The organism is Bradyrhizobium tunisiense (assembly GCF_042263385.1).
Taxonomy (GTDB): Bacteria; Pseudomonadota; Alphaproteobacteria; order Rhizobiales; family Xanthobacteraceae; genus Bradyrhizobium; species Bradyrhizobium tunisiense.
On the sequence record NZ_JBHLEV010000003.1, the window covers coordinates 446,506 to 462,500 of the forward strand.

Below are 15,995 nucleotides of genomic sequence, written 5' to 3' on the forward strand. Positions count from 1 at the left end.
AGAAACGTCAATGCGGTAATTGGAAACCCAATGAAGATGCCGTTTGGGGTGCCTTAGGGGCCCCGATGGCAGGCCGAGGGACAGAAAGATGAATATCGACAAATATACCGAACGCTCCAGGGGTTTCGTCCAGTCTGCGCAGTCGCTTGCGATGCGCGAGGGACACCAGCAGTTTTCCACCCTGCACGTGCTGAAGGTCCTGCTGGACGATAATGAGGGCCTCGCTTCCGGCCTGATCGACCGCGCCGGCGGCAATTCCCGTGCAATTCTGAAGGCGACCGAGGACGCCCTGAACAAGGTGCCGAAGGTCAGCGGCGGCGGCGCCGGGCAGATCTATCTGGCGCCCGAACTCGCCCGCACCTTCGACGCGGCCGAGAAGGCCGGCGAGAAGGCCGGCGACAGCTTCGTCACCGTCGAGCGGCTGCTGCTCGGGCTCACGCTGGAGAAGACCAGCGAGGCGGGCACGATCCTCAATAAGGGCGGCGTCACCCCGCAAAATCTCAACGCGGCGATCGAGGCGTTGCGCAAGGGCCGCACGGCCGACAGCGCGACGGCCGAGAATGCCTATGACGCGCTGAAGAAATATGCCCGCGACCTGACCCAGGCGGCGCGCGACGGCAAGCTCGATCCGGTCATCGGCCGTGACGAGGAGATCCGCCGCACCATCCAGGTGCTGTCGCGTCGAACCAAGAACAACCCCGTCCTGATCGGCGAGCCCGGCGTCGGCAAGACCGCCATCGCCGAGGGCCTTGCGCTGCGCATCGTCAATGGCGACGTGCCGGAGAGCCTGAAGGACAAGAAGCTGCTGTCGCTCGATCTCGGCTCGCTGATTGCCGGCGCGAAGTATCGCGGCGAGTTCGAGGAACGGCTGAAGGCCGTGCTCCAGGAGGTTACCGGCAGCGAGGGCACCTTCATCCTGTTCATCGACGAGATGCACACGCTGATCGGCGCGGGCAAGGGCGACGGCGCGATGGACGCCTCCAACCTGCTCAAGCCGGCGCTCGCCCGCGGCGAACTGCATTGCATCGGCGCGACCACGCTCGACGAGTACCAGAAGCACGTCGAGAAGGATGCCGCGCTGGCGCGGCGCTTCCAGCCGATCTTCGTCAGCGAGCCCTCGGTCGAGGACACCATCTCGATCCTGCGCGGCCTGAAGGACAAGTACGAGCAGCACCACGGCGTGCGGATCACCGATTCCGCTCTCGTGGCCGCGACGACGCTGTCCAACCGCTATATCACCGACCGCTTCCTGCCCGACAAGGCGATCGACCTCATGGACGAGGCCGCGGCGCGGTTGAAGATGCAGGTCGATTCCAAGCCGGAAGAGCTGGATTCGCTCGACCGCGAGATCATCCGGCTCAAGATCGAGCAGGAGGCGCTGAAGAAGGAAAGCGATCCCGGCTCCAAGTCCCGGCTCCAGACCCTGGAGAAGGACCTCGCCGAGCTCGAGGAGAAGTCGGCTGCGCTGACGGCGCGCTGGAGCGCGGAGAAGAACAAGCTCTCCGATGCCCAGAAGCTGAAGGCCGAGCTCGACGGCTTGCGTGTCGAGCTCGCCAATGCACAGCGTCGCGGCGAATTCCAGAAGGCCGGCGAGCTGGCCTATGGCCGGATCCCCGAGCTCGAGAGGCAGCTTGCGGATATCGAGGCGCGCGAAAGCTCCGGCGAGATGATGGAGGAGGCGGTCACCGCCAACCACATCGCGCAGGTTGTCTCGCGCTGGACCGGCGTGCCCGTGGACAAGATGCTGGAGGGCGAGAAGGAGAAGCTCCTGAAGATGGAGGAGCAGCTCGGCAGGCGCGTCGTCGGCCAGGCCGAGGCCGTGCGCGCGGTCGCAACCGCCGTGCGCCGCTCGCGCGCGGGCCTGCAGGACCCGAACCGTCCGACCGGCTCATTCATGTTCCTGGGGCCCACCGGCGTCGGCAAGACCGAGCTGACCAAGGCGCTCGCGGAGTACCTGTTCAACGACGAGACCGCGATGGTCCGCCTCGACATGTCCGAATACATGGAGAAGCATTCGGTCTCGCGGCTGATCGGCGCGCCTCCGGGCTATGTCGGCTATGACGAGGGTGGCGCGCTCACCGAAGCGGTGCGACGCCGGCCTTACCAGGTGGTGCTGTTCGACGAGATCGAGAAGGCGCATCCCGACGTCTTCAACGTCCTGTTGCAGGTGCTCGACGACGGCCGCCTGACCGACGGCCAGGGCCGCACCGTCGACTTCCGCAACACGCTGATCATCATGACCTCGAACCTCGGTTCGGAGTATCTGGTGAACCAGCCGGAGGGCGAGGACACCTCGGCCGTGCGCGAGCAGGTGATGGGAATGGTGCGGGCGCACTTCCGCCCCGAATTCCTCAACCGCGTCGACGAGATCATCCTGTTCCACCGCCTGCAGCGCAGCGAGATGGGCCGGATCGTCGAGATCCAGTTCGCGCGGCTGCAGAAGCTGCTCACCGACCGCAAGATCGTCCTGAGCCTCGACACGGCCGGCCGCGACTGGCTCGCCGCCAAGGGCTGGGATCCCGCCTATGGCGCAAGGCCGCTCAAGCGCGTGATCCAGCGCCACCTCCAGGATCCGCTCGCCGAGATGATCCTGGCCGGCGACGTCAGGGACGGCGATGCCGTTGCCATCTCGTCCGAAGGCAACGTGCTCACCTTCAACGGCAAGGCGCCGCAGACCGCCGAGATTGCCCAGTTCGAGGCGCCGGTGGCGAAGCGGAAGCTGAATTGATGAAGTAAACGCCCTCCGCGCCAAACGCGCGGAGGGCTTTTTTCAATCTGCGAAGAAGGCGTCCACCACGGCCTGATCGCGGTCGTATACCCAGCATTCGCTCAGCAGGCCTTCACGCACGGCATAGACCAGCAACCGTTCCAGTTCAGCCGTGCGACCGTCCCGGCTGAATGATTCCCGTGCGAGAATGGCGCCGCGCGCCGGCCCGGCCATCACCTCATCGATGCCGAGAAGTTTTCGGTTGGAGCGGCGTGCGACCTCGGCCAGAGTGGCAAGCGCGGCCGCCTTGCCATGGTGAGTGCCGGAGAGCGGGTTATGGCCGGCATAGTGCAGCACGAATTCATCGTGGTAGCAGGCGGCGATCGCGGCGCGGTCACCGGCCTGCCAGGCGGCCGCGTAGCGCGTGACGGCGGCGCGGATCGCGGCGATGTGTGCGGCGTCATCCGCCAGAACTTTCTCCATCGATATGATCTCCCGGGTCCTCGGCAGCGTGGTGCCGGTGCGCTATGATAGGGCATGATCTCGCCACCCGGCTTTCAGGAACTGGCTATCGGCACGCCGCCCAGCGGCGGACCGAAGAAGGCGCGGATGCTCGATTGGGACGCGCGGGTGCTCTATCTCGGTCCGGCCTTCGGATTGACGCCCCACCGCAATGCAGCCGGCGTGCTGGCCGTGGCGCTCGACGGGGGGATAGGCGTAGCTGACCATCCGAGGGCACGCTCACCGTCTTATCGCCAGACCCGCAGCGTGCTGATCATGCCCAACAATCTGCACCATCTCCGCGTCGATGCCGGACGGATGGCCTTCCTCTATGTCGATCCCCTCGGGCGCGATATCGAGGCGCTTCGCTCACGAATGAAGGATGTCGGGTCGAGGGCCGCGTTCGACATGATCGACGAGAGGTCGGTGGTCGCGCTGTTTGGCGACATCGCGGATCGACGCCTCGCAGCTGAGGACGCGCGGCAAGCAGCCCGCGACATGCTTGGGATTGGATCAAGTGCGCAGCCGGATGCGAGAATTGCCGCCGCCATCAAGCGGATGCGCGAGGAGCCCGGCGGTTCGCACACGCTTGTTGAACTCGGCCGCAAGGCCGGGCTTTCGTCCTCGCGCTTCCTGCATCTGTTCAAGGACGTCACGGGTGTGCCGCTCCGCCGCTATCGGATCTGGTCCCGGATCGGCGCTGCCGCGCGGGCGGTCGCACAAGGCCAATCGCTGACCGAGGCCGCGCATGGCGCCGGCTTTTCCAGCTCCGCGCATTTCAGCACGGCCTTTCGCGACATGTTCGGTATGATGCCGTCGGAATTGTTCGCACGGTTGCGCGCGGGATAACGTCTGCAGCGTGCCGCTGCAGTGCCTCAAAGCCCTCTCCGCCGGCGCGGAGAGGGCTCTCGCTTTTGCGGGGGAGGCCGGATCGTCGCAGTGTTGTGTCGTTGAAAAGCCACACGCACCGCGGTTATCCGCTCTGGCTGTAAATTGGTATTGAACAACCATAAGATATGTTGTCATAATTCCATCTTGGTTGGCGCGGCGGTCCCGCGGACGCGAGCTCAAGGAATTCACGCGAGTCTTTGAGCAACCGACAATTTTAGACTGAGCTCGCAATTTCGAGCTGTGATGATTGAACGCCACAGGCAATTTTTGTTGTGTTTTGCGTGGAGGGGCGGCGGTGTTGACCGTTAGTTTGCTGGGGGCCAGCCGGGTTGCGCGCGGTAACGAGCAGATTTGGTTGGATCTCGGTCCAGCAGGACGGAGATTGGCCGGCTTCCTTTTCACATTTCCGGACCGTCCGCACCGTCGCGAGCGACTCATCGACCTGTTTTGGCCGGAGCTCGATACGGACAGGGGACGCCGAACCGTGAACTCTGCGATCTGGCGCTTGCGAAAGCTGCTCGCGTCGGCTCCGGAGTACAGAGAGGGCTATGGCCTCAGAACCGTCGGCTCGGAGACCATTCTCGAGAGGACGTCTTGGCTGGACGTCGACACCTGGGCTCTGCTTGAAGCGGCACAGGCGGCTCTCAAGGGTGTTGAGGCGCAGGTGGATCCTTCCACGATGAAGCAGGTGCTCGCCGTCCTGTACCGTTACGAGGGGCCGTTCCTGGACGGCGAAGACGCTGACTGGATACTGGAGGAGCGCGAGCGATTGCATTCCCTTTTTGTGCAGTCGGCGATGACCATCGTTCGTCACCTGGGGCTTTGTGGCCATTATCATGATGCGATCCTGCTCGCCCGTCACGCGCTGCGCTTCGATCCCTATCGCGAGGAACTGGTTCGGCATCTCCTGACTTTGCTTGCACTTGATGAGAGGCGTATCGACGCCATCAGGTACTACGATCATTGGATCGCCATGATCCAGCAGGAGCTGGGAATTTCTCCGCTTCCGGCGACACGTGCGATCATTGACGAGATCAGGAATCTGCATAACGCCGATGACGCCCAGCATTTGCGCGTACGGCTGATGAGCCGCGACGAGAGGCGGCGCGCTGTAAACTAGCGCCGCAGTCCCGATTCCATCTGACTTCGCAACCTGACAAGGCTTGGCCTGACCATGGCCGGGCAGGGCTCTGCCTTGCCCGGCCGCATCGTGATTCTGCCGTGATCGCGGCGCGATCGCTGCGGAATTCTCGCCACAAGCTGCCGTGACGAGACGGCGACTATCCCGGAACGATCGCGCAATTCTCCCGAATTCGCACCATGCGACGCTCGGCCCATGAGCTCACAACAGCCGCTCTCGGATCAGGTTTTCATTCTGCGCTTCTGGCGGGAAACCGCCAGTGGCAGCGGAGATGACGGTTGGCGGGTCCTTGTCCGCAATATCAATACGCGGCGGCGCGATGTGGTCGACGACGTGCAACGCGCTTTCGCAATCGTCACCGCCAATCTGAACGTGGCGGCGGAGGCGCATCAAGAGCAGGCGCCCTGGGACGTCGGGCCGTCAACATCCGAAAAGTGAGAGGTACGCCGTGCGCAAGATCGATCACACAACGAGGCCACAGCTGTCATCCACGCGATGCTTCCATGGCCGCAAGCGTGCGAAGCCTCTCGAGCGATTTGATCGGGGCTCGCCACAGGTTCTATTTATCTTGCGGGATTACGTCGATGCGTAGCGTTTGGGGAATCGTTGCGGGTCTGGTGCTGGCGCTGATGACAGCCAGCTGCAACACGACCGAAGAGATGTTGATCGAACGGGGAATAGGAACGGAGCTTCCGTCCGACGACATCGTCGATCAGACGCGTCGTATGGCGTTGTACCTGAACTATCTCTGCGCCCAGGCTGGAATGTCTCAGGTCGTCGCCGACGGCACCGAGACCGGATTTGTCTGCGACATGAAGCCGTATGGCGGCGCTGGATGGTCACTATTGGTGCGAGCGGGTTTCAACGACATCGATCGCCGCTGCGACAGCTATCTCGCCTGGCTGAACAGCCGGCGACGAAATCGCGCCGCCATTCTCGACCAAATCACCGACACCAGAACTTTCACGGAAGCATTGCTGTACACGACTGGCGCGGGCGCCGCGCCGATTGCGATCGCGGGATTGGCGTTCGGCCTGGCGAGCAACTCTTTCACCAATTACTACTCCCGCCTGCTTTTCGAGATCGAGAAGTCGACGGTCCAGGTTCTCGTGCACCAGAAGCGCCTGCAATTTCGCGAGAAGCTGGGCAAGAACATCGCGTTTCAGCCGGACGCTGTGCATGTGCTGCGTGAGTATCTCCTGATTTGCACGCCGTTCTACATCGAGGATCTAATCAACCAGCGTACCCGTGACAGTGTCGCCGGCAACGAGCCTGCAGACAAGGGGAATGCGGATCAAATCCGCAGATCGATCGTCGCCGATTCTCTGATCAGGTCGCTTCCGGCCAAGCCACGCGATCCGCTGCCGCCCGTCCATCCTGTAGAAACGATGGGAGGAGGAGAGACCGATAGCGAACGGAATACGCCAAAAGTCGTCGGACAGACGATTCAAGCGAACCTGTGCGTGCCGACCAGCGCGACTTTCGATCCAACAACGCGAGAGGCTATCCGGCAAGCGAAGGTCGGCGGCAATAGCAGTGGTCCCAACGCAAGGCCGTTTGTGAATCTCAAAAATCAGATCATGAGCGCGGCCGAGGTTCAGATCTTCCTGGGAGCGCGTCCGTGCGGCATCGACTTGAACGGAATCGATCGCGGATACCAGACGGCCTTTGAGAAGTTCCGCTTTGCGGACGAAAATGGCGTGAAGATACTCCAGGGCATTCTCGCACTGTGCGATCCGACGCTGAAAGACAAGGCGTCCGGCAAGTTCGATGTCGCGACACGCGCGGCGATTAAGGTTGCGAAGAGCAAGATGTCCGAAGCGCGGAAGGCCGAAACTGCCGATCGCGATACGGATACCCTGACCGACAAGTCGTTCCGGAATATTTCGCTGACATGCATTTGACACGAGTTTTCCTCGCCTGAGATTCGTTTTGCGGGAGACAGGTTCATGCCCGAGGTCAAGAAGCTTCTATTCGATCGTTTCCTGCGCAAGAACGGCAAGGAGGACTCTCCGATCGTCGAACTCGACGGGCTGGAGCTGCAAATCTTTGCCGGCCAAAAGGTAGATACCGGCGCCAAGGATCCCGTGACCGAAATGATCGGCGGCAATCCCGTGACGTGGGTTTTCGTCAGTGCAAAGGACGGTGTCGACGCGAATGCCAAGAAGGGGTTTGTCGTTGCGCGAGACCTTGTCGACGAAGGGGTCGAGGTTCTGGCATCGGGCGGTTACGTGCCGTTTCCGAAAGAAGTCGAAAAGGCGGCTTTTGCCGATGCCTGCTTTGTACATGCCGAGCTGAACAGGACGAATCCAGCCTACCTCTACGCGCTGGCGTTTGTTCAAAGCGGCGATCGATGGAGCGAGACCAGCGTCAAGACCGATGATCCGGCGGACGCGGTCGCGCTCGGGGCTTACCGGTTCACGAGAGAAGCATGGACGAAATTTCTGGCGCTGCCCGAGCTCGCCGGACTTACGGTGGAGAGTATCGCGTCCCCGACGGCGCAATGCGTCGTTGCCGGCGTGCTCGCGGCGAAATCGGCGACGCTGCTCAAGGGATTGATCACCGATCACGGATTGAGCGCGATTGATCTCTATCTCGCGCACATCTTCAATGACGACGGTACGTTCGGGTCGAGTGCAGCCGACAAGATGCTTCAGGCTGAGAAGGCTGATCCCACGCAGCCATCGCTGAATGTGATTAAGAAGGTCTACGACGATGATGCGGCGCGGACGGCGTCCCTGAAGCGCAACAAGGCCATCTTCAAGGAAGACGGCTCAGCCACGATCAAGGAGGCGATTCAGACCTGCGTGGACAAGTTCACCGCGGCCTTCGAGGAAGTGAAGAAGCTGGCGCATGAGATCGAGAAGAGCGTGCCGTCCGACGCCGACAATCCGATCTTTGGCATTCAGTTCAGCGGAAAGATGGTCTCGATCACGGATCAGGACGTGGATGCCCTGGCCCGGGTCGGCGAAAGCGAGGTCGGCAACTTCGACGAGAAGTTTGGGGTGCAAATGTTTACGGATGCGATAGGTGCCGTGATCGATACCGTTTTCAATCGCATGATCTATCCAAGCACGGAATTCCCGAAGACAATCCAGGGCGTCATCAATCAACCGAAGCAGTTTTCGGCGATCAATGATCTGGGGACCTGGGAGAAGCTGCCGAAGCCGTCGGACAAGCATTTCCAGATCGCACTTCATCACATCCAGAATCGGGCACGCGGAACGGCCAGCCAGATCAAGGGGGCGACCCACTTCTTCAATCCGACATCCCACCCGAGTTGGGGGGAGCCGATCCGGGCGCGCCCGATAGCCTCCTACGGGGTGCCGCCAGATTCCCATATTCACGGGTTTCCGGCGAATTATCATCCCCCCGAGGGCCACGCGATTCAACTTGGCCAGGATGCCTGGGTGTTCTCGGGAGATGGGCAGCCGCAAGGACCACTCATCAGCCCGGACAAATCCGCTTCGGCGATCGTTGCCGCGGCGACGAAAGAATGGGAGTTTTGGGGCAGATCGGTTCCCGGAAACGTCGGACACGTCGACAACGAAGTCCCGTTCGCGACCTATGTCCGCGATACCTATTGCAAGCTGCTGGGAGCGCGTCCGTCACTGGAGGACATCGAGAAGGACGTCTACTTCTGGTCGGCGGTGACGATCTCCTACATGATCAGACAGGCCGGCATTCAAGCCCCGGCGTTCACGATCTCGCAAATGCACTGCACCTACATTCGCGAGGCGATCAAGGCGCAGCAGCAGCAGGATGCCAGCAAAGCCTATTGGGGCTTCCGTCTGAAAGACAAGGAAGCGGTCGTGGCGGTTGGAGACATTATCGGAGCCGGAAGGACTCGTGGGATGTCGTTCGATGAGGCCCAGGCTCTGTTCGACAGAACGGATGACTATGAAAGCCACAGCGATATCGTCGTGGCCGTCAGACCCGGCGAAGCCGATCTGATCGGCGGCAACGTGTCCGACTCCGTCACGAAGAAGACAATCGCCTTGGATACCAAGGGGAAGGTCAAGGACCGCCAGAATCTCTCATTCGTCGTCATGAAGAAGCGCTGATCCCGAGGAAGAACCGCTGGAAGCAGAATCGTGTTCAGCCAACAGCGACTTTCTCTCCGTTCCCTCTCCCCTTGCAGAGAAGGGGGCACCACACGGAGACTCGTTTCCTCGTGTGCCCTCGTGCACCCGCTCAGAGACGACAAGGCCCGGAGAAAGATCTCTCCCTCCGGGGTGCCTCGTCTTGTCGGGCTCGCCAACTGACTGCGGATGCGGCGCCAAGATCGGCCGGGCCTTCCTCCTCATCCTCCTCCAGCTCCGACAAAATATCCACCAGCTCGCGCACCCGGCCCTGCGCCAGCGGGCGCAGGTCGTTGATCATCGGCTCGTCGTTGACGAGCCAGGCCTGGGCCTCGGTGAGCTCCTCGGCGGTGGCGCCGGTTCCGATGATCTGGGCAATGGTGACGTCGTCGGCGCGGTCCACGGCCTTGACGACATCGTCGCGTGAGAGGCGCGTCATGGGCGATCCTCCTGCTGGCTTCGGTCAGCCTCTAACCGGGGAACCGACGTGCCGGTTCCCGCCGGTCCCGTTGCAGGCGGCTCCTACTTCTTCACGACCTTGTAGATCGCATTTTCGAGATCCGAGCTGACGTAGATCACGCCGGTTGCGCCGACGGCCACGCCCGTCGGAATATGCGTCGGCAATCCGCCCGGCGCACCCGTGAGCCCGATCGGCAGACCAGCCGCGATCTCCGTCACCGTGCCGCTCTCCGGCGCGATCTCGATCAGACGCTTCGCGCCGACTTCCGCCACGATCAGCTTGCCGTCGCTCCCGCGCGCGATGCCCTCGGGCATTTTCAGCTCCTTGACGAGGACGGTCTTTTCGCCGTTGCTGTCGATCCGGGACACGGTGCCTGCAAAGGCTTCGGTGACGTAGACCTCGTCAGTCTTCCCGCCGACGAGGCCAACCGGGCCCTCGAGGCCGCCGATCAGGGTGGTGCGGTCCTTGCCATGTTCGCCGCTCACCTTGACCAGCGACTTGGTGCCGAGCTCGGCTACCAGGATGCTGCCGTCCGCGAGCACGATCGCATCGTGCGGCGCCTTGAAGCCGTGCAACATGTCGCGCGTTGCGCCGGTCTTGCCGTCGATCACCTGCACGGTGCCGGTGAACCAGCTCGACAGGACCACATCGTTGCCCCTGGCCGTCGCGCTCATCGGATATTCGAGCGTGGTGCCGGCGGCGTGCATGCGCGCCTTCTCGGTGACCTCGCCGGTCGCCCCATTCACCGTGCGATAGGCGAATACATCGGCGACATGGATGGTGTCCTTGCCGTTCTCCGAGGTGACGCCGATGCCGCCGGGCAGCGCCAGCTTGCCGATGATGATCTGCTTGGCCTGGCCAGTCGCGGCATCGACCTCCTGGATGCCGTTGTCGGCCATGTTGGAGACGTAGATGCGGTCCTTGTCGTCGATGGCGAGATTGTCCAGCGAAGGCTTCAGTTGCGCGACCATGGTCTTGGCGCCCGATTTGGTGTCGACCCGGACGAGCTGGCCGAGCGCGGTGTCGATCACGAAGAGATTGCCCTTGGAGTCGAAATTCACAGCGGCGGGGACCTTGAAGCCGTCGGCCACGACGGTCAGCTCGGCCTTGTCGACGTCGACCTTGGCGACCTGCCCCTTGAACCAGAGCGGACCGTAGAGCTTGTCGTCGGGACCGAACTCGAAGCCGTTGAGGCCGCCCATTTTCTCCATGATCTGGCGCGGCGGCTTGGTGCCCTCGACGTCGATCTCATAGAGCGTGTCGCCGAGGAAGACGGTGGTGGCGTAGAGCCTGCCGTCCTTGCGGAAGGCGAGCGAGTTGATGCCGGGAAGGCCGGATGCGAGCTTCTTGATCGGGCCGTCGCCCTTGCGTGAATAGAGATCGCCGGCCAAAAAACCCGTCCAGGCCATGGTGCCATCAGGCGCGAACGCGATGTCGTCGGCCATGCCGACGGGAGAAGGGATTGCAACCTTGGCGGTACCGCCGGCGATGTCCACCTCGTAGAGCGCTGCGCCGGCGACGCTGCCGGCGAACAGGTGGCCGGCCTTGTCGATGCCGAGCCCGTGCACGCCATGGAACGGCGAGCCCGGAACGAGTTTTGTCACTTCCCAACCGTCGGCTGACGCGCTCGATGCGGTGAAAAACGCAGCGACGACGGCTGCGCAGGCGAGCCTGTTCTTCATGGCGAGACCTCCCGTTTTTTGGAAAGTATTCGCCCCTGACGCCGCTTTGGCAAACGAAACTTGACGTTGTGACGCCGCGCAACGGCCTCGCGCGGTCAACGTGAATTCGAATCGTGTTTGGAGATGTCCGGCCGGACTTAGCCGGTTGCCGGCTTACCGGTTGGTGACCTGCAGCGGGCCGCCGGTCGCATCCGACATGCGGGCGATGGCGCCGCCGCGGCCGCTCATCATGCCCTCGAGCCGGTCGCGCTCCTTTTCGAAGCTTGCGAGCATCGGGCCCTCGAGCGAGCGGCCGCGCGGCAGCTTCACGCGCATCGGGTCGACGAAACGGCCATTGACCAGGATTTCGTAATGGACGTGGGGGCCGGTCGACTGGCCCGTCGAGCCGACGAAGCCGATCACCTGGCCCTGACGCACCTTCTTGCCCGCCTCCATGCCCTTGGCGAAGGCCGACATGTGACCGTAGGCGGTCTCGTAGCCGTTGGAATGCTTGATGCGGATGTACTTGCCGTAGCCGCCCTCGGGGCCGGCCTTCTCGATCAGGCCGTTGCCGGAGGCGAAGATCGGCGTGCCGTAGGCGGTGGCCCAGTCGACGCCGGTGTGCATCTTCACATAGCCGAGGATCGGGTGGCGGCGGCCGCCGAAGCCGGAGCGCATGATGGCGTTGTTGACGGGCTTCCGGACCAGGAACTTCTTCGCGCTCTTGCCGGTCTCGTCATAGTAGTCGACGACGCCGTCGTCGGGGCTCTGATAGCGGTAGTATTTCTTGGTCTCGCCGCCGACGGTGAGGGAGGCGAACAGCACGTCGTTCTTTTCGCTCGACGTCACGCCCTCGTCTTCGCCGGCGTAGAAAACGTCGAAGGAATCGCCCGGCTGCACCTTGCGCTGGAAATCGACGTCGTAGGAATAGATCTTGATCATGTCCTCGATGACCGGCATCGGCACCTTGTTGCGCATCGCGGTCTCGTAGATGCTCTGGTACAGCCGCACGCCGGAGCCGTCATCGTCGTCATCGTCGTCGCTGCTGGCGCTCGCCGCAGCGTCGGCGACGGTGTTCATGCTGGAGACGTCGACCGCGACGTATTTGCCGAGATCGGACAGCGCCGCGATCGCCTCGACCATGGTCTCGTTGGCGACGACGACGCGGTAGGGCTGGAGGCGGGCACCGGGGCTTGCGGGCGCCATCAGGATGCGGAGCTTCTCGCCTTCCTTGAGGCCGCCGTCGCGGCCGCGGGGGCCGAGCGTCGCGGTGATCGCCTTGATCTCGTCGGCGTTGGCGCCGAGATCGCGCAGCACGCCGGCAACGCTGTCGCCCTTCTTGACGAGATGGACGCGTTCGCCGTTCGGATTGCCACCGGTGATCTGCTCCTTGGTCTTGGGCAGCAGCGTGACGTTCTCCGGCACCACGCGCGTCTCGAAGCCGGCATAGGGATCGGACGGCGAGGCTTCGGCGGCATAGGCGGTTCTGATGTCGGAGGGGCCGGTCGCGCCGGAGATGTCGGCGGCGGCATTGGAGAGCGAGGCGTAGCGCACTCCGCCATTACCGCGCCAATTGGCGGCGTCGCGCACCCGCATCAGGATGTCGTCGAGCGCCACCACTGCGGAAATCTTGGCCTTCGGCAGCACCGGCGACAGGTCCTTGGTGACGAAGGAGACTTCCGCGTCGGGCTCGACGGCTTCCGGATTGTTGGGGTCTTCCGCCGCCGCCTTCGGATCGGAGCCGACATCGGTGAGCAGGCGCTGGGCGTTGAACGGCGGAATCTTCGCCGACAGATCGCTCGTCGTCATCGACAGATTGCCGGCGATCCGCACGAAGGGGCGCACCCGCATCACGTCGCGGTTGCCGACGCGGGCGACCGTGGAGACGCGCACGATGTTGCGGGAGGCCGTGGACTCGCTCGGCGGCGGCAGGCGGTCGCTCTTGTGCAGCGTGGCGGCGCGATCGGCGGCGCCGAATGCGCCGCGCAGCGCGCCCTCGACCCGCTCGGGCACCTTGGCGAAGGTCATTTCGCCGTCGAGAGATGCGAAAACGGCGCCGCCGATCAGGGCCGCGCCGCAGAGTCCGGTCAAGATTGTGCCGCTGAACCATTGCACCGAGACGCGGCGGCGGTCGATCACGGCGGCTTCAGAACCATCGACGGACAGCGGCGGCTCGTGGCCGAGATCGATGATCCCGGTCTCACGCCCGTAAGCGCCGCGTGACGTCCTGTGGTTCACTCAAGTCCCCCAATCAACGACCCAAGAAGCCCGTTTCGAACCTCGTCCCTGGCCGCCCTCTTGAAGGGGGATCGCCGGAAAAAGGCAAGCCGCACAGGCGTCCGCGCTCAGAAGGCCCCTCGGATGGGGCCGGCTGGAATTACGAACAGCTGGACGGGTAAAGCTCTCTCGATGTCTTTCGAATGTCAGGGGAAGGCCGCGTCATCTGCAAGATCGCCTCCCTCTGACCCCATGAAAACCGCCGGCAGCCCCCTCTGGCATCCCCGCGATTCAAGCTTGTCTCTTATCAGAACGCCGCGGGATTGTGGCTCAAGTACGGCGCCTGTCATGGAAAAAGTTTCCTGAACGGCCGGCCGTAAAGGCCCCCGTCTGACTGGGGGAGCGAAGCTCGGCCCGACCTCGCGGGACTTTCCATCCGGCTTGGGGTGTCTGGCTGGGGATCCCGGGCCTCAGGCTATAACGCTTCCGGCGCCGTGAGGCGGTCGCGCTAGGAAGGGACCAGGGGGAGGGGCCAAATGGGGGGGCCTTAAAGCCCCTTCCGGCGCCCGCCGGCGAGCAAACTTTTTTTCAGATTTTTTGCCGTCCCGCCCCCGCCGCTGCGCCCCACGCCTCGCTAATCGATTGGAAACGCTCGAATTTTTTCCGCGATCCACTGTGCGACGATTTGTTGACGATTGGCGTTGACAGCCCGGAAGGTGGGGCCTATAACCCCAACCACTGAGCGCGGCGCCGCCGGGTCACTGACCAAGGCGAGCGAACGCGCCACTGATGCTCCTCACCTTGTTGAGTGACACAACAGTCGACGCAAGTCGATTGGAGTTCATTCATCGTCGGTAAGGGTGTCGGAACCCTTCCTCCTAGGGAAGGTTGAGGCCTCCACGGTCTCGGGCTGTTTGACAAGTGAAGATGAAGAAAGAGAAACGTGGACGGCGGAGTCCTTGCGGGTCTCGCATTTAGAAAGCTTCGGCTTTCTGGATCGGGACCGGACGAAAGACTTCGGCGGTACACGTTTTAAAGGAAACACCATCGTTGCCAGCGATGTGAATCGCAGGCAGCTCGGCGACTTCGGTCGTCGGAAAAATGGTGGGACCTCGTCAAACGTTGTGATCAGCCGGTTCAAAGTTCAAGTCCAACTTGAGAGTTTGATCCTGGCTCAGAGCGAACGCTGGCGGCAGGCTTAACACATGCAAGTCGAGCGGGCGTAGCAATACGTCAGCGGCAGACGGGTGAGTAACGCGTGGGAACGTACCTTTTGGTTCGGAACAACACAGGGAAACTTGTGCTAATACCGGATAAGCCCTTACGGGGAAAGATTTATCGCCGAAAGATCGGCCCGCGTCTGATTAGCTAGTTGGTAGGGTAATGGCCTACCAAGGCGACGATCAGTAGCTGGTCTGAGAGGATGATCAGCCACATTGGGACTGAGACACGGCCCAAACTCCTACGGGAGGCAGCAGTGGGGAATATTGGACAATGGGGGCAACCCTGATCCAGCCATGCCGCGTGAGTGATGAAGGCCCTAGGGTTGTAAAGCTCTTTTGTGCGGGAAGATAATGACGGTACCGCAAGAATAAGCCCCGGCTAACTTCGTGCCAGCAGCCGCGGTAATACGAAGGGGGCTAGCGTTGCTCGGAATCACTGGGCGTAAAGGGTGCGTAGGCGGGTCTTTAAGTCAGGGGTGAAATCCTGGAGCTCAACTCCAGAACTGCCTTTGATACTGAAGATCTTGAGTTCGGGAGAGGTGAGTGGAACTGCGAGTGTAGAGGTGAAATTCGTAGATATTCGCAAGAACACCAGTGGCGAAGGCGGCTCACTGGCCCGATACTGACGCTGAGGCACGAAAGCGTGGGGAGCAAACAGGATTAGATACCCTGGTAGTCCACGCCGTAAACGATGAATGCCAGCCGTTAGTGGGTTTACTCACTAGTGGCGCAGCTAACGCTTTAAGCATTCCGCCTGGGGAGTACGGTCGCAAGATTAAAACTCAAAGGAATTGACGGGGGCCCGCACAAGCGGTGGAGCATGTGGTTTAATTCGACGCAACGCGCAGAACCTTACCAGCCCTTGACATGTCCAGGACCGGTCGCAGAGATGTGACCTTCTCTTCGGAGCCTGGAGCACAGGTGCTGCATGGCTGTCGTCAGCTCGTGTCGTGAGATGTTGGGTTAAGTCCCGCAACGAGCGCAACCCCCGTCCTTAGTTGCTACCATTTAGTTGAGCACTCTAAGGAGACTGCCGGTGATAAGCCGCGAGGAAGGTGGGGATGACGTCAAGTCCTCATGGCCCTTACGGGCTGGGCTACACACGTGCTACA

10 protein-coding genes and 1 rRNA gene (1 of these 11 running past the window's edge) are annotated in these 15,995 nt (G+C 62.3%); 7 read left to right on the forward strand and 4 right to left on the reverse strand.

The window, feature by feature from the left end; genetic code table 11:
* Window positions 1–88: 88 nt before the first annotated feature.
* Window positions 89–2,728 (forward strand): ATP-dependent chaperone ClpB, encoded by a 2,640-nt coding sequence (gene clpB, locus ACFDR6_RS15385; RefSeq protein WP_212079839.1) that lies wholly within the window; start codon window positions 89–91, stop codon window positions 2,726–2,728.
* 42 nt (window positions 2,729–2,770) lie between these two features.
* Here clpB and ACFDR6_RS15390 read toward each other — a convergent pair whose 3' ends face one another.
* A complete protein-coding gene (locus ACFDR6_RS15390; protein ID WP_375858776.1) occupies window positions 2,771–3,190 on the reverse strand; it encodes a nuclear transport factor 2 family protein in 420 nt (139 codons plus the stop codon).
* Window positions 3,191–3,244: 54 nt separating this feature from the next.
* On the opposite strand from ACFDR6_RS15390, the gene ACFDR6_RS15395 reads away from it, so the two are divergent.
* The 5 genes from ACFDR6_RS15395 to ACFDR6_RS15415 all read left to right on the forward strand — a co-directional run bounded on the left by ACFDR6_RS15395 (window position 3,245) and on the right by ACFDR6_RS15415 (window position 9,304).
* Entirely contained in the window at window positions 3,245–4,057 is an 813-nt protein-coding gene (locus ACFDR6_RS15395; RefSeq protein ID WP_375858777.1) for a helix-turn-helix domain-containing protein, read from the forward strand.
* 337 nt (window positions 4,058–4,394) lie between these two features.
* The gene (locus ACFDR6_RS15400; protein WP_317242197.1) at window positions 4,395–5,219 is read left to right on the forward strand and encodes an AfsR/SARP family transcriptional regulator; all 825 of its coding nucleotides are present in this window, start codon (window positions 4,395–4,397) and stop codon (window positions 5,217–5,219) included.
* Between the two features lie 216 nt (window positions 5,220–5,435).
* Window positions 5,436–5,678: a hypothetical protein gene (locus ACFDR6_RS15405; protein WP_375858778.1), complete on the forward strand. Its 243-nt coding sequence runs from the start codon at window positions 5,436–5,438 to the stop codon at window positions 5,676–5,678.
* A 146-nt stretch (window positions 5,679–5,824) separates the two neighbouring features.
* A complete protein-coding gene (locus tag ACFDR6_RS15410; protein WP_375858779.1) occupies window positions 5,825–7,144 on the forward strand; it encodes a hypothetical protein in 1,320 nt (439 codons plus the stop codon).
* Between the two features lie 192 nt (window positions 7,145–7,336).
* On the forward strand, window positions 7,337–9,304 hold the full coding sequence (locus ACFDR6_RS15415) for a DUF2272 domain-containing protein (RefSeq protein ID WP_375859120.1): 1,968 nt from the start codon (window positions 7,337–7,339) through the stop codon (window positions 9,302–9,304).
* A 130-nt stretch (window positions 9,305–9,434) separates the two neighbouring features.
* Here ACFDR6_RS15415 and ACFDR6_RS15420 read toward each other — a convergent pair whose 3' ends face one another.
* From ACFDR6_RS15420 to ACFDR6_RS15430, 3 genes are all read right to left on the reverse strand, one after another.
* The gene (locus ACFDR6_RS15420; protein ID WP_375858780.1) at window positions 9,435–9,761 is read right to left on the reverse strand and encodes a hypothetical protein; all 327 of its coding nucleotides are present in this window, start codon (window positions 9,759–9,761) and stop codon (window positions 9,435–9,437) included.
* A gap of 83 nt (window positions 9,762–9,844) precedes the next feature.
* Entirely contained in the window at window positions 9,845–11,464 is a 1,620-nt protein-coding gene (locus ACFDR6_RS15425) for an NHL repeat-containing protein (RefSeq protein ID WP_375858781.1), read from the reverse strand.
* Between the two features lie 153 nt (window positions 11,465–11,617).
* The gene (locus tag ACFDR6_RS15430) at window positions 11,618–13,681 is read right to left on the reverse strand and encodes a peptidoglycan DD-metalloendopeptidase family protein (RefSeq protein ID WP_212079849.1); all 2,064 of its coding nucleotides are present in this window, start codon (window positions 13,679–13,681) and stop codon (window positions 11,618–11,620) included.
* Window positions 13,682–14,811: 1,130 nt separating this feature from the next.
* Between ACFDR6_RS15430 and ACFDR6_RS15435 the strand changes: the two genes are divergently transcribed.
* Window positions 14,812–15,995, forward strand: a 16S ribosomal RNA gene (locus ACFDR6_RS15435) (it continues 305 nt past the right edge of the window).